Raw genomic sequence first — 19,275 nt, 5'->3', positions numbered from 1 at the left:
CGCTGAGGTTTCGGCAAGTGTGCAAGGTGCGGTCATCTGGATTCTCCCTTCAGCGTCATGTCAATGTCTGGCACGCCCGCCGCTGCGGGCCGCCGTGCCAGACGGCGGTACAACTGCAGATAGCGTTCGCGCATCGCGTCCCAGCCCTGGTCCAGCAAGGCGGCGCGGCCGGCCTGGTCCATGCGCCGCAGCGCATCGGGGCCCGCCGTGAGCTGCCGGATCGCGGCGGCCAGTACCGTGCCGAGGTCCTTGCGCGGTGTGCGCAGATCGCCGGCAAACAGCAGCAGCGGCACGCTGGCGGGCGCTCATGCGCTGGGTCCTCCCTGCGCGGCCAGCATGCGGGCATGGCGATGGCCGATCACGGGCAGCGCCACGCCGATCTGGAACAGGATGCCGCCGGACGCGTTCAGCGGATTGCAGAACACGAGCATCGACACCAGCCCAATCGACGTGCCCGCGGCCGCGGCCAGCAGGCGGTTCGACTTCATCGCCATCCCGTGCTTCATCGACCGGCCAATCATCCACAGCAGCCCGGTGACGTACAGCAACGTGCCGGGCCAGCCCATCACATACGGAATCTCCATCAGGCCGCTGTCGAACACGCCGAACTTGCCGAGCTGGCTCGTGGCGGAGTCGAGCTTGGTGCCGATGCCGATCGACCCCATGCCCTGCCCCGCGATGTCGCTGGTGGCCACGGACAGGAACGATTCATAGAACTGCAGCCGCGCCTGGAAGCTGTGGTCGTCCTTGATAGACGAGACGGTCTGCATGCGGTCCAGCACCCGATTGGCGAATTCATCGATCGCGAAGATCGGCACCGACAGCGCGGCCACGATCAGGATGGCCAGGATCACGCGCGAGCGCGTGCGGCCATCGATGCAGGCCAGCGCGTAGAGTCCGCCGACGATCAGCCCGCCCCATGCGGCGCGCACCTCCGTCAGCAGCAGCACCGAAAGCCCCGACACCGCGCCCACCCAGACCACCTTGCCGCGCCCGGCCAGGATGAACAGCAGCCCGCTCATCAGCACGTTGGCGAGCGGCCCCGGCGCATTGAGCGTGCTGAACACGCGGAAGCTGAACGGGGACGGCTGGCCCACCGAGTCCATGCCCGAGCGCAACAACCACATGGCATCCCACGGCGGCATCAGCACGTACTGGATCACGCCGTAGGCCCCCACCACGAACATGCCCCAGCTGAACGTGGTGACCAGCACACGCGCATAGATCGGATAGTGCTTCCACGTGGCGAGGATATGGAAGCCGACGAAGATCGGGATGATGGCCTCGCCGCACGAGAACACCGCCGACGGAATGGTGTTTCGGATGCAGCCCACCACCAGCGCATAGATCAGCGCCAGCACCAGCAGCAGCGACGGGAACGCGCGCTTGGTGGCCACGACGCGGTAGTGCGTGAGCACGGTCAACCCGCTCATCACGGCCACCAGGCTGGGGGCCATCTGGATCGGGCTGATCGGGTTGTAGGCGCCGTTGGAGAAGTCCGCGATGCGGCGCACCTCGGGCGAGAGGAAGTACAGCCAGCACAGGAACGACACGTACTGGGTCGGGCTGCGCCGATAGCACAGCAGCCCCACGAGCACCGCGCCCGCCGGATAGAACAGCTCCACCACGCGCCCCAGCCGCAGCAGGATCAGCAACAGCACGAACGCGAAGAACAGACCCGGCAGCAGCGCGGGATGCAGCTGCCGCTGTTTGCGTCGCGCGGGGGCGTCGAGGGCGAGGGCGAGGTCCATTACCGGCGTGCTCCGTCAAGCGTCATGCTGCCTGGCCCGTGGTGCGGGTCACCACGTCGTCCATGCTGTCGGCCGGCTGGTGGCCGCCATTGCGGCTCACGGTGTTGAGGATGCCGCCCACCACGTTGCCGCCGGCACGCTTGAGCCGCTTCACCGCCGCGACGATCTGCTGCTCGGTATGCACGCCCGCGCGCAGCACCATCACCGTGGCACCGGCCAGCGCGGCCACAAGCATGGCGTCGTTGTGGTCGAGCACCGGCGGCGTGTCGATGATGACGAGGTCGTAGGTGCACGCATAGCTCTCCAGCGCCTGGCGCAAGCGCGTGTTCAGCAGCAACTCGGCCGGCGTGGCGCCGAAGTTGCCGGCCGGCACCAGCCAGAGGTCGGGCACGCCGGTGGGCACCACGGCCTGGTTGGCATCGAGCCGGCCGCCGAGCAGCTCGGACAGGCCCATGCCCGCGGCACGGTTGAAGTAGCCGGACAGGCGCTGGCGGCGCAGGTCGGCATCGATCAGCAGCACGCGCCGGTTCGACTTGGCCAGCAGCGTGGCGAGGTTTACCGCCACGAAGCTCTTGCCCACGCCCGACGTGGCGCCCACCGTCGCCACCACGCGATGGCCCATCTGTTTCAGCGTGAACTGGAGCTGCGTGCAGATGCCGCACAGCGCCTCGATGGCCTCGTCATGCGGGTGGCTCTCCGCCAGCACCGGCCGCGCGGCGGCGGGCAGCCATTCCTCGGCGCGTTCGGGCGTCACCGGCACGTGTTCCGCGCCGGCCAGCTCCACCGTCATCGGCAGCTTGGGCGGCTCCCTGGCCTCGAGCCGCGAGCAGTCCGCGAGCCGGCTCTGCGCGGGGCTGAACGGAATCTCGCCGAACATCGGAAGCGCCAGGCGGTGCTCGATCTCCTCGATCTCGCGCATGCGGCCGAACACGGCGCGGCGCATGAACACCGTGAGCACCGCCAGCACGAAGCCCAGGATCAGGCCGGCTGCGATGATCAGCGCGCGCTTGGGCTTGACCGGCGACGACGGGGTCAGCGCCTCATCGAGGATATGCACGTTGCCCACCATGCCGGCGCGATTGATCATCAGCTCCTGCGCCTTGTTCTGCAGCGAGATGTAGATCTCCTGCGCGATCTTGACGTCGCGCTCCATGCGCACGGCCAACTTCTCGGACGCGGGCATGTCGCGGAAGCGCGCCTCCAGCTTCTGCTGCATGGCGCGCAGCTGGCCCAGTTGCGCGTCGATGGTCTGCACGTCCGGGTGCTCCGGCATGAAGCGCTGCAGCAGCTGCGTGCGCTGCAGGGTCAGCATCGCGATCTGGCGGTCGATCTCGAGCCTGCCCTGCAGGTACGACTGCGCTTCGGACGCGGGCCGCACCGCGGCTTGCCGTTCTTGCAGCGCGGCCAGCGCGTCCTCGGCCTTCTCCAGGTCGGCGCGTACGCGCGGCACCTCGGCGTTCACGAAGTCCAGCGTGCGCGCGGTTTCCTCCTGGTGGCGCTCGAGGTTCTGCCGCACATACGACTGCGCCACCGCGTTGGCGATCTGCATGGCCGCCACGCGGTCACTGCTCTCCATCGATATCTGCACGACGCCGGTCTGCTTGCCCTGCTCGAGCACCAGCAGCGACTTGCCCAGCTTCTCGATGGCCGCGAGCTGGTTGGCGCGCGTCACGGTGAACTCGGTGCCCGGCCGCGCCGCGAGCTTGCCGACGCGGATCTGCAGCGGGCCGTCGTCGACGGTGGCTCCGGCCCGTCCGGTCAGCAGCTGCACGCCATTGGGATCGAACAGCGCGAACGCGCCGTCCTCGAGCACGCGCAGCGTCAGCGGCACGTCCTCCAGCGCCGGCGGCACGCCGAGCAGCTCCACGTCGATCTGCTCGTCACCCCACGCATAGCGCTTCAGGCCGAACCACGCCGGCGCCGGCTCGCCCGTCGTGGCGAAGCGACGCACGAGGTTGCCGATGAACGGCATGGTCACGGGCGCCACCGACACATTGAGCCGGAACGCGTTGACGACCGGCTCCAGCACCGAGCGGCTGCGGATGATCTCGATCTCGGTCTCGGTGGGCAGCGGCTTGTCGCCGCCCATCATCTGCGAGGCGCGCGCCAGCGGTGCGCTGTCCGGGTTGCTCGCCTGCACCTGCAGCAGCGCGTCGGCCGAATAGATCGCCGGCATCGAGTAGGCGTACAGCGTGGCGGCGGCGGCCACCGCGGCCGTGATGCCGATCACCCAGCCAAGCTGTTGGCGCACCATCCGCACCAGATCGCGCAGGACGAACTCGTCGTCTTCCAGGGGTAGCGGCGTACCGTAGGGGCGCTGGACAGGGGGGTTCATGTCGGCTCCGTACTGACCAGGCTAGCGAGCCAGTTCTTTGCTGAAGAACAGGGTCTGGATGGCGGGGGTGATCTGCTCCAGCACGCGGTTGAAGCGCACGGCGTCGGACGTGCCCACGTAGACCACATCGAGCGGCTCCAGCCGGAACTGCGTGGAGAGCAGCATGGCGTCCACCTGCGTCATGTCGAGCCGGTACACGTCGGGCGTCTGCGGCTTGTCGCGCATGCCGCGCACCACGAAGATCTGACGCGGATCGGCGGTGCGGATGTCGATGCTGTTGACGCCGGCCAGCGCATCGGCCAGCGACAACCGCCCCTTGTTCATCAGCAGCGACTGCGGCCGCACCACCTCGCCGAGCACGAACACGCGGCTCGACAGGCGGTCCGGCACATAGACGACGTCGCCGCCGTTGAGCAGGAAGTCGTGCGCGCCGTTGCGGCGCTCGATCAGCGCCTCGAGGTCGAACTCATAGAGCTGACTGTCGCGCATCAGGCGCACCTTCTGCACATCGGCGTCCGGCGCAAACCCGCCTGCCCGCGTGATGGCGTTGACCAGCGTCATCGGCACGTCGGTCACCGGCAGCATGCCTGGTGCGCGCACCTGGCCGGTCACGTCCACGTGCTTGCTGCGGTAGGCAATCACGCGCACGTCCACGCGCGGGTCGCGCACTGTGACGCGGAGAGCCCGGGTGATCATCCCGCGAACATCGTCCACGGTCTTGCCGCGCACCTGCAGCTTGCCCACGGGCGGGTAGTACAGCTCGCCGTTGCGGTTCACGCGATAGCCGCTCTGGTCGGCCGGCGGGGTGGTCGGCGTGATCTGCGGCACGCCCGGCACCGGCGCGGCGGCGCCGGTCGCCGGGGCGGTTATCAGGCCCGAGCTCAGCTCCGGGTGATCGAGCACGGTCACGCCGACGAGGTCCTGCGGGCCGATTTCGTATTCGTATTCGCTCAGCGACTGGGCCAGGTTGCCCGCGCGCGCCGGCGAATCCGGCACGGCGGCGGCCAGCGCGATGGAGTCCGTCTGTGCGCGCACGAGCTCCGCGGTGATCAGCTTGACGGGATAGACGTCGGTGCCGGTCTTGGTGGACAGGTCGTCCTGCAGGCGGCTGGCATCGAGCGCGGGCCCCGGTGCCAAGGTGCAACCACCCAGCGCGGACAAGGCGGCCGCGACGGCCAGCGTGGGGAGGATCTTGTTTACCATGGCAGCTTCTCCTGATCGAAGCTGGTGCACCCTTGTTGCTGTATACCGATGGGAGCTAGTGAAGCGCTCACGGCACCCGGACGCACGTCTGTTTCAGCACGTCTGTTTCCGCACGTTCCGACGCTGCGAGCGTGGGCGACACCACGTGGGGCGCCTGTCGGAGGGCGCGGAGCGCATCGGCCCGCGCGCGTTGCGCCAGCGACATGCGCCGCCAGGCCCGCCCGCCCTCGCCGCCTATGCACAGCGCGAATGCGCGCAGCAAGCCCGGATTGTCGCGCGCGCCCACCAGCACCTGGTACGCCCCGACCAGCGCGCGGCGCGCGGCCGGCGCGCCGGTGGCGCGCAGGTGTTCGTCGAGCACGAAGTAAAAGTTGTAGCTGCTGTTGTAATAAGACTCGGCGTGGAACACCCCGCGCTGGTCCGCATCGGCACGCGGCGCGAGGAAGTGATCGACGCAGAGCTTCGGGTCGTAGAGCAGCCGCCAGCCCGCGCGCCGTACCGCGAGGCTGAACGCGAACTCGCAATGCACCTGCGCGCCGGCACCGCGCAGCCGCGTATCGAAGCGCAGCCCTGTCACGGCGCTGCGGCGCCACGCCATGTTGACGCCCTTGAGCACGTCCACGTCGCGCGGCGCTCCGGCGCCGATGTGATGGTTGCCGATCACGCGCCCGTACCAGCGCACCTCGCCCACGCACCGCGCGGCGCCTTGCACCACGCGGCCGCCCTCATGCATATGGTCGCGCCCGCCCACGCCGCCCAGGCCGGGATCGCGCGCGAAATGGCCGCCGATACGCGCCAGCCAGTCGGGGTGCGGCGCCGCGTCGTCGTCGGTCACACACAGAATGTCGCCGCGCGCGGCCCCGAAGCCGCGGTTGTAGGCGGCCACCACGCCGGGCTCGTCCACGGTGACCAGGCGCAGGCCTGGCAGCGCGTCGGGGCTGGCCGTGCGCAGCCAGCGCGAGAGCAGCGCCAGCGTGGGCGCGTCGTCGGCGCGCGCCACCACCACCACTTCGTCGGCGGGCCGTTGCTGCCGCGCCAGCGCGCGCAGGCAGCGATCCAGGTCTTCACAGCGCCTGTAGCTGGGAATGATGACTGATATCGTGTCCATCGTAGCATCCCCCGCGGGCCAGCGGACGGTGCCCGCTGCCATACCGCCAAATACCCGTTTCAAGCCGCCCGTGCCGCTCTCGGTAGGCGTTGCGCCGGAGCAGGACGCACGCCGGCGTGCGCAGGATGATCTGCGTGCCGAACCAGAACGACCAGCCGCGGATGGATCAGGTCGACCTTCACCCGCACTTCATCCTCCGGCCGGATCGACGCGCACCGGGTTGACCGCGCAAGGCGTCCAGCCCGTGCCCAGCGTCGACGGCCCCGAGAACAGGTACAGCTCGCTTCGCTGATCCTTCACGTCGGCCGGGGCCATGCTGGTCAGCATCCAGCATTTGCCGTGTCGCGGGAGCAGCACGGTCTCGGCCGCCGCGAGGAGGACAAACGGGCGAGCTCACGCGTGCGCGCGGCCTGAGCGCTGTCGGTGCCCCCTCCGCTCGGGTTGGATCAGCTCCAGGAACACGGCGCGAGGCGCCCCGGATCGACGCCGCTCACCCCAATGCGAAGGCCGTGCCCGGGATGTGTTGAGACGCCTCGACCTGCGGCGCCCGAGGCTCCTCTAGCACCGTGACCATGCACTCCGCGAGCAGCTCGTGCTTGAATGGCCGCTTGAGGAATGCGTTCGCCCCCGCCTCCTCGGCGTAGGCGATGACCTCAGGAGAGTGCCTGTCACTCATCACGATGATCTTCAAATGATGCAGCGCTGGGCTCCTGCGGATCAGTTCGCAGAGGTGGTATCCCGAATCGCGAGGAAGGCTCAGGCTGACGCAGACAACGTCGGGCGGGTCCTCCAGGATGCGTCGGTTCGCCGCCTCGCAGTCGATCGCCGCCTCGGTAAGGAATCCAAGTCTCCTCAAAGCGATTGTCAACCTGGCGGTAAATACTGGCTCATCATCGACAACGAGGACTCGCCATTGCTTTTTGTCAGTCATCGCTCCCCCCACACCAGAACATAGACATTGCGTATATAGCGACAAACACGGCAGTCGCAAGAAAAAATTCTGCGAATTGGAATAGCAGCAATTCATCGAGGAGCCGTTCAGAGCAGAACCTGCGGCGCCGTGGGCGCCGCTCCCAGAGTACGCATCCCACGGGACGACGAACCGGCCTCGCACGCGCTCGCCCGCGGGCGGTGCGCCCCGCCGTCGGCCCGGGGTCGTCGGAGCAATGGGCGCTGAGAAAGCGGTTTCATTGATGAACACCGTGTCCCCGGCGGAAGCGCGAACGAGCTGCCAGGACCTTCGTGCGACGTTGGCCGCGGCGAGCCTGCGCGCCGCGCGGGGCGGCCAGGGTTCAGCTGGCGCCGCGGCCGGCAATCACGACCGGAACGGTCTTCGAGCCGATGTCTGCTTGCGAAAAGCTATCGAATACATCAGGCCAGAGTCATGTTGGGTCTTTGGATAATCGGGCAAATGACTCGACGTGTATTGCCAGGTATAGCAGGAAAGTCGGCCCGCACTCATGGATGACACATGATTGCGGGGTCGGGCCTCGCCGGATGTGCGACAGAGATCTTGCGCTTGCAGCCGTGATCGACGAGCGTCGAGGTCGAAAATGGGGCGAAGGCGTGAATCGCGGCTCGCCCGCGCCGGGTCGATTGACGCTCGTGACCTCTCGAGCCGGAGAGCGCGAGGTTCGTCGAGGTCGGACTGTCTCTCAGCAGGCTGGGGCTCGTCGCGGCGGGGCGACCACGCCCGTTCGCGCCCGCGCGCCGGCCCCGCAGGCGCGCGGCCGGCCCCCCTCCAAGCCTATGTCCGCAGCCCGCTCCGCGTCAGGATGGTGGTCGCCGAACGGATGGTGTGGAGGGAAGGGGCCTGGCCAAGGGGAACACGGACGAGCAAAACGCACCCGGACGCAGAGCCGGATCGAAGGTGCGCCCAGTGCGCTCGACCGTGTACGACATAGGGCACAGCAGGACAGGAACGCAAAGTTCACGTCGCTCTTCCACGACGTATCAGATCGCCGAGCGGTTTACGCCCGCCCGGGCGTAACCGAACCGGTGAAGATGATGTTCTCGGCCAGCAGAGGCAAACGCCGCAGCAGCATCGTCTTCATCATGCCGGCCCTCGTGAACGTCGCCATCTGGATCTCCTCCGGAGAAAATCCGGCGTCCAGGGCAATCTTTGCGATCGTGTAAGGCGTAAAGAAGAATCGATGGTCCGAGTTGATCGTTTCGGTGTTACTCAGGGCTCCCTTGATGTTGCCGCCCGTGAAAGCGTTCGGCACGGTAATCACGATTTTCTTGACGACGTCACCGTAGTTCTCTCTAAATTGGCCGAGAAAGGAAGCCGGATTCGGGATGTGCTCGACGACTTCGCCGAACAAGGCAATGTCGAACTTCCGGGCGGAAATCTGCTCTATCTTATGGCGGGACGTCACATCGCCGGACACCATATTGTCCAGTCCGGAAATCTGGCTCGCCTTCCGCACCGTGTCCTGATCGATATCGACGCCGAGCGTGTACTCGGAGCACTCCGTGATCAGACCGTGGAGCCAATCTCGGTGCTCGATCTTCTTCTTGATGAGAGGTGCGTGGTCGCAGCATCCGACATGAAGCACCCGCTTGCCACGGCACATGTCGATCAACACGTCGCTTCGGTGCCGGATATCGATCTTGCCGCTGTAAGTCACGGCGATGCTCTCGTTGAACTTTGTGCCTGCAAGGTATGGAAAAATGTTCGTAAAGTCGGTCATGATTGACGACATGCTCATCTCCTCGTTGATTGATTCCAGTGAGCGATAGCCGATCGATGCTCAGGGCGCGACGTGAGTCGCCGCGAGCTTGCGCGCCGCGCGGGGCGGCCAGGGTTCAGCTGGCGCCGCGGCCGGCAATCACGACCGGGACAGTCTTCAGGATCAGCTTGATGTCTTCCGCTATGCTCCAGTGGTCGATGTACCGCATATCAAGGTACATCCACTCTTCGAACGAGACATTGTTGCGACCGCTCACCTGCCACACGCACGTCAGGCCGGGACGCACCGAGAGGCGCCGGCGCTGCCAGGCCTCGTATTTTTCAACCTCGCTGGGAAGCGGCGGGCGCGGCCCGACGAGGGCCATATCGCCGCGCAGCACGTTGACGAGCTGCGGAAGCTCGTCGATGCTGTACTTGCGAAGGATGCTGCCGACGCGCGTCACCCGCGGGTCCTTCTTGATCTTGAACACAGGCCCGGCTTGCTCGTTCCTCGTCATCAAGCTCGACCTCAGCGCCTCTGCATTGACCACCATCGAGCGAAACTTGAGCATCTCGAATGTGCGCCCATAGCGCCCTACCCGTTTTTGCCGGAATAGGACCGGACCTGGCGAGGTCAGCGCGATGAGCGCCGCAACGACGAGGAGCAACGGCGAGAGCAGGACGAGCAAGCAGCTCGATACGAGGATGTCGAGGACGCGCTTGACGGCCATCTGGTAGGGCTTGTGTTCCACGCTGAGGTAATGCACGTAGCCATCGGAGATGGCGCGGGCGTCCGCCGGGCGCGCCCGATCGAACCGGAAATGACTGGCCGGAAGCGCGAAGGGTATCCCGAACCGTTCGCACACCCGGATGCTGGCCTGCATCGCACTGCCGTGCCGGAGCGAGTTGCCCGCGATGTACACCTCGTCGAACACGCGCTCCCGCAGGATGCGCTCGAGGTCGTCGCTCGTCCCGAGGATTCGACCATCGACTCGACCGCTATTCACCTCGTCGACGAAGGCGAGGTGACAGATCGCCTCGCGCGACGATTTCCGAGCGCGGATCTGACGGGCGGTGTGGCGGCCGAGCGGGCCGACGCCAATGACGAGGGTGTCGTTGGGCTCGTTCCTGGCTAGCCCCCGCCCCCCGGGGAGCGTGATGCGGAGCAGGAGCGTGCCGGACCAGAGCACGGCGAGGAAGTGCTTCAGCGTCGCATCCGCGGCGTACCCATCTACTGTCGCCCTGAAAAGAGCGAGCATGGACGCGACGGCGAGCACCAAGACGGACGTGAGGACCAAATCGCCCGCAAGGCCCTGCGCCTTGAAGACGTCGTACTGGTGCAGGATGCGGCTACCGAGCAGCCATCCCGCCAGCGCTATCGGTGCCATCGTGACGACAGAGCCCCAGTGGACGACACCTCCGGCCGTCGCCGACGAAGCGATCGATGCAAGGACCAGGACTGCGCAGTCTGCTGCGAGAGTGAGCGTCGGCGCTCCCCCCAGAGCCGCTGTCTGCTTGCGAAAAGCCATCGAATACCTCAGACCAGAGTCATGTTGGGTCTTTGGATAATCGGGCAAATGACCCGACGTGTATTGCCAGGTATAGCAGGAAAGTCGGCCCGCACCCTTGGATGACACATGATTGCGGGGTCAGGTCTCACCGGATGTGCGACAGAGCGATTGCGCTTGCAACCGTGATCTACAAGCGTCGAGGTCGAAAAGGGAGTGAAGGCGTGAATCGCGGCTCGCCCGCGCCGGGTCGATTGACGCTCGTGACCCGTCGAGCCGGAGAGCTTGCGGTTCGTCGAGGTCGGACTGTCTCTCAGCAGGCTGGGGCTCGTCGCGGCGGGGCGACCACGCCCGTTCGCGGCCGCGCGCCTCATGGCCGAACGGCCTGCATGGATCAGCCGGCGCCGAGCGCTGACAGCGCGAGCGAGCGCCGGCGCCCGCACCTGGACGGGTGCTCGAGGACGCCGTCCGGCGCATGGTGCGCACTCTGCGACGGCGCGGGCTCTTCGATCTCGAGCATGCATCGACAAGGACGACGAGCTCGAGGCCGCGCTATGCGCCTCCGCCGTGTATGGACGAGAGCCTCCCGCCGGACCGCAATGGCTCCGCGGGCTGCCGTCACTGTTACCGAGCGCGCTCGCCTACGACAAGCCGCTGTGCGCCTCGCTGGATGGCTTGGCCTTGCACGCTGCGACGCGCGCCGGAGCGCACCATGCCGCGGCGAGGGAGGCGCTTTTGCGCTACGTCCTGAGACCCCGATTGCGCAGGAGCGCGTCGAGCTGCAACAGGGCGGGTTGGTGCGGCTGTCGCTCAAGCACGCCTTTGCCGACGGGACGGTCGCGGCCTCTATGGATCCGTTCTCGCCGTCGTGCCGGCTCGCGACCAGCGTCCCGCTGCCGCGCTTCCACACCGACGAGCCCGCTCCCGAACGCAAGCGGGACGGAGCCCCGAGCGTTGAAGCGCAGCGTCCTTCGCCCCGAGCGGATCTAAATGGGGGCCGAAAGGTTGTAAAAGGGCCTTCCCGATGCCAATGGCGCGCGTTTTTTGCTATTTTTTGGCCTTCGCGGGAACGGCACTTCCCGCGCACGAAGGGGGAAACATGGGTCGAAAAACCGCGCTCATCACCGGCATCACGGGCCAGGACGGCTCCTACCTGGCCGAGCTCCTTCTGGAGAAGGAATACGACGTCCATGGCATCATCCGCCGGACCTCCCTATTCAACCGCAGCCGCATCGAGGAGGTGCGCGACCAGGCCCGCAAGGCGGGCAAGGTCTACGAGCTCCATTACGGCGACATGGGTGACTCGAGCAGCCTCAACCGCGTGGTCGCCGCCGTGCGCCCTGACGAGATCTACAACCTGGCGGCCCAGAGCCATGTGAAGGTGTCCGTCGACTGCCCCGAGTTCACCGCCGACGTGGACGCCACCGGGGTGCTGCGCCTGCTCGAGGTCATTCGCAGCAACAAGCTCCACACCCGCTTCTACCAGGCCTCCACCTCGGAGCTCTACGGCAAGGTGGTGCAGACGCCCCAGACCGAGACGACCCCATTCTACCCGCGTTCGCCCTACGGCGTGGCCAAGCTTTACGGCTTCTGGATCGTGAAGAACTACCGCGAGTCCTACGGCATGCACGTCAGCAACGGCATCCTCTTCAACCACGAGTCGCCGCGCCGCGGCGAGAACTTCGTGACCCGCAAGGTGACCCTCTCCCTTGCCCGCATCAAGGCCGGCCTCCAGCCCACCCTGCGCATTGGCAACATGGACGCCAAGCGCGACTGGGGCTACGCCAAGGACTACGTGGAGATGATGTGGATGATGCTACAGCAGCCCGAGCCCGACGACTACGTGGCCGCCACCGGGGAGGCCCACACCGTGCGCGAGTTCATCGAGCAGGCCGCCCCCATCGCCGGGTTTGACATCGCCTGGGAGGGCGAGCGCGATTTCGAGATTGGGCGCGACCGCAAGACCGGCAAGGTGATCGTGGAAGTGGACCCCAAGTTCTACCGTCCCGCCGAGGTGGAGTTCCTCCTGGGGGATTCGACCAAGGCCCGGACCAAACTGGGTTGGAAGCCCAAGGTCGGCTTCCCCGAACTTGTGGAGATGATGATGCGGGCGGATTTGGACAGACTGGCGGGGGGAGCCTGATCGTTCCTGCCCCTGCCCTGGCGCTGCTCGCCGCCGCGGGACTCGCGGCACGATCGCCTCGGGCACGCCCAGCGGCAGCACGCGCGGCGCGGCGCCGTCGAAGAGCCGCCGAGCCGATCCAGGGCATGTGTCGAGATCCCTGAGCTTGTGTGGTGGATCTGTTGGCGGCGCCGATACCTGTCGGAGGAGCTGAACGTCGCGTGTCTCGCGGCGCGGGAACGGCGCGGCGCGGGAAAGGAAGAGGGAAGGGGACGCCGGCTCCTTCCTGTGCGGCTCATCGTTTCTGGTGCCAGTCGATGTCGACCCGGCATCGGGTGGCGCGAGGCGCTCTGCCTCGACGCCGATGTCTCCTGCCGCGCGGTTTCCCTCGCCGCCGGCCGTCCGTCCAACGATGCGCTCGACGGATGGCCAACCCGGGTTGAGCCGTCCAGGGGAACAACCCGGGTTGGATAGCCGGCCGCCACTCAGGTGGATCGGCTGGACCTCGCGAGGCGCCTGCGCAGCCGCGCGGTGGCGAGCGCCCCGAGGGCGAGCAGCCAGGCCGGCGCGCCCTGGCTGCCTGGCGTCATGCGGCAGCCGCCGCCCCCTCCTGCGCTCGGGAGGTCGCCGCCGCCGCTGCTCTGCGCGCCGGTTGCGCCGGTGCCGGCGCTGCTGGCGTCATCGCCGCCGGCGGCGGTCGTGGTGGATGTGGCGCCAACTCCACTGCTGGCACCTCCGCCGTCGCCGCCGGTGGCAGCGCCGCCTTCGCCACCGCCACCGGCGGTTGCGCCAGTGCCGACGCCGCTGGTCGCATCGCCGCCGGCGCCACTGCTTGCATTTGCGCTGGCACTGCCGGTGGCGCTACCGCCGCCACCGCTGTTCGCGCCGCCGCCACCGCCTGTGGCTGTGCCGCCGCTACCGCTGGTCGGGTCGCCGCCGCTACCGCTGGTCGGGTCGCCGCCGCCACCGCTGGTCGGGTCGCCGCCGCCGCTGGTCGCGTCGCCGCCGACGCCAGCGCTGATGCCGCCGCCGTCACCGCCTGTGGCCGTGCTGCCCGCCCCGCCATCGCCGCCCGCCCCGCCGCTGGCACCGCCGCCCGCGCCGTCTCCGCCTGCGCCGCCTCCACCCGGCACGCAGGCGCCCGCCTGGCACGCGCCGCGCGACGCGGGCTGCGCCGGGACATAGAGCCACGCATGGTCGATCTTCTGATAAGGCGCGACCACAGAACCGGCGTTGCCGCCGGCGATCAGGACACGGCCATCGTTGAGCAGCGCCGTCGCGTGGTCGTTGACCATCACGTCCAGCGCCGGCCCGAGCGCCCAGGTGTCGCTCGCCGGATCGTAGAGCTCGGCGGCGAGGGCGCCATCGCTTTCGTCATGCGAGTTGCCCGCCACCATGACCCTACCGTCGGCGAAGAGCGCCGCTCCAGGAGATCTCCGCGCCGTGGTCATCTCCGCCGCCGAGGTCCACGTATCGCTCGCAGGATCGTAGATCTCGACCGTCTTGCCGCTCTCGGTACCCCAGCTTCCGGCCACGAGCACCCGGCCGTCCGGAAGCAGCGTCGCCGTGTGCCGCATGCGAGCCCAGCGCATCGAGGCGACGGGCGTCCACGTATCGGTCGCCGGATCGTACATCTCCGCGCTCGTCAGGTGGTGATCCGCTCTCTCGGGGGGATACCCGTCAGCGCCGCCCGCGACGAGGACCCGGCCGTCCTGGAGCAGCGTCGCCGAATGGTTCTGGCGCGCGACGTTCATGGGCGCTCTCGCGGTCCACGTGTCGGCGACCGGATCGTAGACCTCGACCAGGACACCACCGGCACCGCCGGGCTTGTCGCCGCCGGCGACGAGCACCCGGCCGTCCTGAAGCAGCGTGGCGGTGTGAAAGAAGCGCGGCGCGACCGTGGACGCGGCCGGCGTCCACACGCCCGCCGCCGGGGCGAATCGCCTCGTCGGCGCAGGGCCAAAGTCGGTGCTCACGAACGGGCTGTCGCCGATCACCAGGACCGTCCCGTCCGGAAGCAATGTGGGTGTCTGCGCGCTCCGCAGGCCGTCGATCGGTTGGGTCGCCGCCCACGCGCCCGTGCTCGGATCGTAGCGGGTCCAGACACGCTGAGTTTGGTTCCGGCCGGGCACCGGGGCCCCGCCGATGACGAGGACCGTCTCGTCCAGGAGGACCGTGGTCTGCAACCCGGCGAGGATGGAGGCGTCGATCCGCGCCGTCTCCTGCCACCGATCCTCGGCGCCCGGGAAAGCGCAGGAGGTGCCGTCCGGCAGCTCGGGTCCGGGCGCCGCGCACCCGGCCGCGGGGTCGCACGCCGGCGCCTCGTGGCACTCGTCGGCGGGCAGGCACACCGCGAGGCTCGACCCCACGCAGGCGCCGTCCACGCAGGCGCTCGCCGTCGAGCACACGTCGCCGTCGCTGCATGGAGTCCCGTCCGGCGCCGCCGCGCCCCCGACGCACGCGCCCGCCTCGCAGACGCCGCCCGCGATGCACGCGTCCGCGTCGTCACAGGCGACGCCCGTGACCGGCGTGCAGGCGCCGTCCTGCGATGCGCCCGACGCGGCCGCACAGGCGTCGCAGGGGCCGTCGCAGCGCGCGTCGCAGCACACCGAGTCCGCGCAGGAGCCGCTGCCACAGTCGCTGTCCCTCGCGCAGCCCGCGCCGAGCGGCGAGCGCTCGTGGAAGAGCACGGCCGACGCCGTCGGGGTCGTGGCGCCGACGTACCCGCCGGCGATGAGCACGCTGCCGTCCTCGAGGCGCGTCGAGGAGTGGAACGCGCGCGCCAGGGTGACCGGCGACTCCAGGTCGAGGCTCGACCAGGCGAGGGTCGCCTCGTCGAAGAGCGCCTTCGTCCCGTAGAACGTGTACGTGCCGCAGGTCTCCATGCCTCCGGTCAGCAGCACCTTCCCGCTCGGGAGCAGCGATGTGCGCGTCCCCCGGATGCTGCTCGAGCTCTGGGCCGTCCCGCACGACGAGGCCGGAGCATAGGACCCGGACGTCGCCGTCCAGCGGTCCTCCTGGGGGAAGTAGACCTGCGAGAAGGCGTGGACCGCCGGGTCGGGACCGAAGAGGGTGCCTCCCGTGACGAGGACACCGCCGCTCGCGAGCGTCATCGCGTCAGGGTACCTGTACCTCGACGTTGACAGGACAGGCCTGCGCTCGTTGGTCCAGAGCCGGGTCTCCAGGTCATAGATGCTGCAGCTGCTCCCGACCGACATCACCCGCCCGTCGCGGAGCAGCGTCGCGCTCACGGGGTTGATCGTCGACTCGCGGCACAAGGCCGTTGGCGTCCAGGAGCGCGACGTCGGGTCGTAGACGGCCGCGTTCATCTCGTCGATGAACAGCGAGTTGGACCAGGCCATGCCGACCAGCACGGGCCTGCCGTCGACGAGCACCATCGAGGGCGCGGGGTGGGGCTTGGCCAGGTACCCCACCTTGGTCCAGGTGTCGTTCGTCGGGTCATACAGCTCCGCCGAGCTGAGCTCTGTCCCGCTCTGCTCGCGTCTGATCCGGCCGCCCGCCACGAGGACCTGCCCGTCCGGCAGGAGGACGGCCGCGTGACCGTGCCGGCCCTGGTAGAGCGGCGCCGCAGGCGACCACGTCCTGGTCGCGGGGTCGTAGATCTCGACCGCCGCGAGGCCCACCGCCGTGCGCGCTGCGTCCGGCGACCCGTCGTCCACCTCCGTGAATCCACCCGCGACGAGCACGCGGCCGTCCTGGAGCACCGTGGCCGAGTGCTCGGCCCGCGGGGTGATCATCGAGGGCACGGCCTCCCACGACGGCGTGCTGGCCGCCCACGCGACGCCCGCGGGCAGCGCCACGATCCCGCACGTGAGGGCGGCTCCGAACCTCCAACTCGATCGCATGGTCCTCTTGGCCTCCGCGGCCTTCGTTGCGCGGGGTCGCGTGAACATTCACCGCGTCGCTCGACATCACGGCGTCGGACATGACGTCATCCACCAGAAGCTCGAGCCGGGCGGCAGCGCGGGCCCGAACGTGCCGAGGGTCGATCCGCTCGCGTGCGAGAAATCGAAGTTTAAGCTGTTTTCACTGATGTCTCATCATCGAGCCGGGGGCCGCGCGGGTAGAGCCCTTCCGGTTTTCCGTGGCCGATCATGCAGATAAAGTTCGACTTCAGCGAGGTGCCCTTGAAGAAGAGCTCGTCGACGAGCGCATTGTCGAACCCCGAGAGAGGGCCGACGTCGAACCGAGCGAACCGTAGGCTCGCAGTACGGAGATGCAGGAGTTCAGCACGTGAGTGCCTCGGGAGCCACCGATCACATCCGCTTTGCTTCGTCGACAAGGATGCTCACCGCGGCGCTGAACTGCGCGGGGCTGACCCGGCCGTAAGCGAGCCGCATGCCCGCGCTGCTCGCTTCGAGGGTGGCGAGCGGGCCTGGCAGGACGGCGACGCCGCGCACCAGGGCGCGGCGCGCCAGCTCCACGATCGGGTGCCGGGGCCAGAGCGTCCAGACCGCCAGGCCTCCGTCGGGAGGCGTGACCTCGAGAGGGACCTTCCGCGCCGCGCGCGCCAGCGACTCGAGCGCGGCGTCGCGGCGCTCGGCGTAGGCGCGCCGGGCACGCCGCACGTGGCGCTCGAAGCCTCCCTCCGCGATCCAATCGGCGAGCGCTGCCTGGGTCACGCCGTCCCCCGCCCTGACGGTGCTCTGGCGCTGCCGCGCGAGCACGTCGAGCAGCTCGCCGCTGCCGCACACCATGCCGACGCGAACGCCCGGCGCGACCAGCTTCGAGAGGCTGGCGACGTACAGGACGTGCGGCGCCGACGCGCTGGCGGCGAGCGGAGGCTGAGGCTCGCCGCGATAGTGGTACTCGTGATCGTAGTCGTCCTCGAGGATGGGCACGCCGTGCGCGAGGGTGAGGTCGAGCAGGGCGCGGCGGCGCGGCGCCGAGAGCGTGACCGTGGTCGGATACTGATGATTCGGCGTTACGTACACGAGCCGGACGCGCCGCCGCCGCAGCAGACGCTCGAGAGCGCCGACGTGCAGGCCTCGCGCGTCCACCGGGACGGGCACCACCTCGGCTCCCGCCGCTCGAAACGCCCGCCAGGCGGGGAAGTATCCTGGATCTTCCACGGCCACGACGTCGCCGGGTCCGAGCAAGGTGTGCGCGGCGAGCGCGATGCCCTCCTGCGAGCCGCACGTGACCAGCAAGCGCTCGAACTGCACCGCCCGCGCGCGCCGCAGGTAGGCGAGCAGCTCCCGCACGAGCGCCGGATTACCGTCCGCGTCGGCAGCATGCAGCGCGCTCGTGCCGTGCCGCGCGAGCACGTGCGCGTACGATGCCCGAAGCTCGCGCAGGGGCAACAGCGCCGGATCGGGCGTCGCGGCGTGCAGCGGATACCGCACCTGGCCGAGCGCCGCGGGGGGCGGCCCGGGCTCGCGCACGACGCGAAACTGGTAGTGCGTAGCGCTGCGCTCCTCGTGCCGCGGCGCAGGCGGCCCGGGCTCGGGCGGGGCGACGCGATAGCCACGGCGCGGCTCCGCGCACAGCAGCCCCTCCGCGCATAGCGCGTCCAGCGCCACCATGATCGTCTGCCGGTGCACCCCATAGGTGCTCGCCAGCTCGCGCGTGGACGGTAGCAGCTCGCCCGCCACGCGGCTGCCGCTCGCCAGCGCCCGGCGCAGCGCCTGCGCGACGGGCACCCAGCGCGTGCGCCGACCGTCGCGGGAGACGGCGCTGCGCGGCTTCGGAGAGGAGCCCATCTGGTCGAAGTATAAACACACATCTGGACGAAATGCTGCAACCAGCCTGCGCTAGACATCCGGGAGAGGCGCGGCTCGTTGGCGGGGTCGGCCTCCCGGAAAGAACCCACATGCACCTCACCCCGAGCACGCTCCGCGGCGAAGCCGTGGTGCTCCAGCCCCTGTCTGAAGATCAGCTGCCCGAGATCAAGCGGGCCGCGCTGTCCGCTCCCGACGTCTGGCGGTTCATCCCCTACTCCATGCGCGATGCGGCCGACGTCGAGAAGGTCATCCGCCTTGCGCTCGCGATGCAGAGCCGCGGAGAAGCCATCTCCTTCGGAACCCGCCTCGCGTCGACGGGCGAGCTGATCGGCGGCACCAGCATTCGCTGCGTGGACGCCGCGCTGCCGTCCGTCGAGGTCGGCGGCACCTGGATCGTGCCAGCGTGGCAGCGCACCCGCGTCAACACGGAAGCCAAGCTGCTCCAGCTGACGCATGGCTTCGAGCAACTCGGCTGCCAGCGCATCGAGCTGAAGACCGATGTCCGCAACCTGCGCTCCCAGGCCGCCATCCAGCGCATCGGCGGGACCCGGGAGGGGGTGCTGCGGTCGCACATGCGGCGCGCCGACGGCAGCCTGCGCGACAGCGTGCTGTTCTCGATCCTGGCGAGCGAATGGGCTGCTGTGAAGGAGCGCTTGCTGGCCCGGCTGGCGAGCGCCGAGGGCGCGACGCTGGCGGTGCGGGTGGCTGGCTGAGGATCATCGCGGCGGAGGCGCGCGAAGGGACTGTCGCCCCGAGGTCCCACGGGCAGGCCGTGCTTGACAGGAACGACCGCCCTGGCGTCTCCTGTCCTCCGCGGCGTTTTTCATGCCTTG

13 protein-coding genes are annotated in these 19,275 nt (G+C 68.8%); 2 read left to right on the top strand and 11 right to left on the bottom strand.

Features of this window, described 5'->3' with window-relative positions; genetic code table 11:
- Positions 1–32: 32 nt before the first annotated feature.
- From WMF29_RS33460 to WMF29_RS33420, 9 genes are all read right to left on the bottom strand, one after another.
- Complete coding sequence (locus WMF29_RS33460) at positions 33–293, bottom strand: glycosyltransferase (RefSeq protein ID WP_437324175.1); 261 nt, start codon at positions 291–293, stop codon at positions 33–35.
- 12 nt (positions 294–305) lie between these two features.
- On the bottom strand, positions 306–1,751 hold the full coding sequence (locus tag WMF29_RS33455; protein WP_437324174.1) for an O-antigen ligase family protein: 1,446 nt from the start codon (positions 1,749–1,751) through the stop codon (positions 306–308).
- Between the two features lie 22 nt (positions 1,752–1,773).
- Positions 1,774–4,086 carry a polysaccharide biosynthesis tyrosine autokinase gene (locus tag WMF29_RS33450; protein WP_437324173.1) on the bottom strand — a complete coding sequence of 771 codons (2,313 nt, stop codon included), beginning with the start codon at positions 4,084–4,086 and terminating at the stop codon, positions 1,774–1,776.
- A 21-nt stretch (positions 4,087–4,107) separates the two neighbouring features.
- Positions 4,108–5,289: a polysaccharide biosynthesis/export family protein gene (locus tag WMF29_RS33445; RefSeq protein ID WP_437324172.1), complete on the bottom strand. Its 1,182-nt coding sequence runs from the start codon at positions 5,287–5,289 to the stop codon at positions 4,108–4,110.
- Positions 5,290–5,356: 67 nt separating this feature from the next.
- The gene (locus WMF29_RS33440) at positions 5,357–6,397 is read right to left on the bottom strand and encodes a glycosyltransferase family 2 protein (protein ID WP_437324171.1); all 1,041 of its coding nucleotides are present in this window, start codon (positions 6,395–6,397) and stop codon (positions 5,357–5,359) included.
- A 189-nt stretch (positions 6,398–6,586) separates the two neighbouring features.
- A complete protein-coding gene (locus tag WMF29_RS33435) occupies positions 6,587–6,754 on the bottom strand; it encodes a hypothetical protein (RefSeq protein ID WP_437324170.1) in 168 nt (55 codons plus the stop codon).
- Between the two features lie 133 nt (positions 6,755–6,887).
- On the bottom strand, positions 6,888–7,328 hold the full coding sequence (locus tag WMF29_RS33430) for a response regulator (protein WP_437324169.1): 441 nt from the start codon (positions 7,326–7,328) through the stop codon (positions 6,888–6,890).
- 1,039 nt (positions 7,329–8,367) lie between these two features.
- Positions 8,368–9,102 (bottom strand): class I SAM-dependent methyltransferase, encoded by a 735-nt coding sequence (locus WMF29_RS33425; RefSeq protein ID WP_437324168.1) that lies wholly within the window; start codon positions 9,100–9,102, stop codon positions 8,368–8,370.
- 103 nt (positions 9,103–9,205) lie between these two features.
- Positions 9,206–10,597: a sugar transferase gene (locus tag WMF29_RS33420; protein ID WP_437324167.1), complete on the bottom strand. Its 1,392-nt coding sequence runs from the start codon at positions 10,595–10,597 to the stop codon at positions 9,206–9,208.
- A gap of 1,078 nt (positions 10,598–11,675) precedes the next feature.
- On the opposite strand from WMF29_RS33420, the gene gmd reads away from it, so the two are divergent.
- Positions 11,676–12,719, top strand: coding sequence for a GDP-mannose 4,6-dehydratase (gmd, locus tag WMF29_RS33415; protein WP_437324166.1), 1,044 nt, complete (start codon positions 11,676–11,678; stop codon positions 12,717–12,719).
- Positions 12,720–13,183: 464 nt separating this feature from the next.
- Here the strand turns inward: gmd and WMF29_RS33410 are convergent, their stop codons facing one another.
- Both WMF29_RS33410 and WMF29_RS33405 read right to left on the bottom strand, forming a co-directional pair.
- Positions 13,184–16,564: a Kelch repeat-containing protein gene (locus tag WMF29_RS33410; RefSeq protein WP_437324165.1), complete on the bottom strand. Its 3,381-nt coding sequence runs from the start codon at positions 16,562–16,564 to the stop codon at positions 13,184–13,186.
- A gap of 411 nt (positions 16,565–16,975) precedes the next feature.
- Positions 16,976–18,421 carry a PLP-dependent aminotransferase family protein gene (locus WMF29_RS33405; RefSeq protein WP_437324164.1) on the bottom strand — a complete coding sequence of 482 codons (1,446 nt, stop codon included), beginning with the start codon at positions 18,419–18,421 and terminating at the stop codon, positions 16,976–16,978.
- A gap of 110 nt (positions 18,422–18,531) precedes the next feature.
- On the opposite strand from WMF29_RS33405, the gene WMF29_RS33400 reads away from it, so the two are divergent.
- Positions 18,532–19,155 (top strand): GNAT family N-acetyltransferase, encoded by a 624-nt coding sequence (locus WMF29_RS33400; RefSeq protein ID WP_437324163.1) that lies wholly within the window; start codon positions 18,532–18,534, stop codon positions 19,153–19,155.
- Positions 19,156–19,275 lie beyond the last annotated feature (120 nt).

The sequence above is a fragment of the Sorangium sp. So ce381 genome (genome assembly GCF_051473845.1).
Taxonomy (GTDB): domain Bacteria; phylum Myxococcota_A; class Polyangia; order Polyangiales; family Polyangiaceae; genus Sorangium; species Sorangium atrum.
This window is presented reverse-complemented; position numbering and strand designations above follow the sequence as displayed.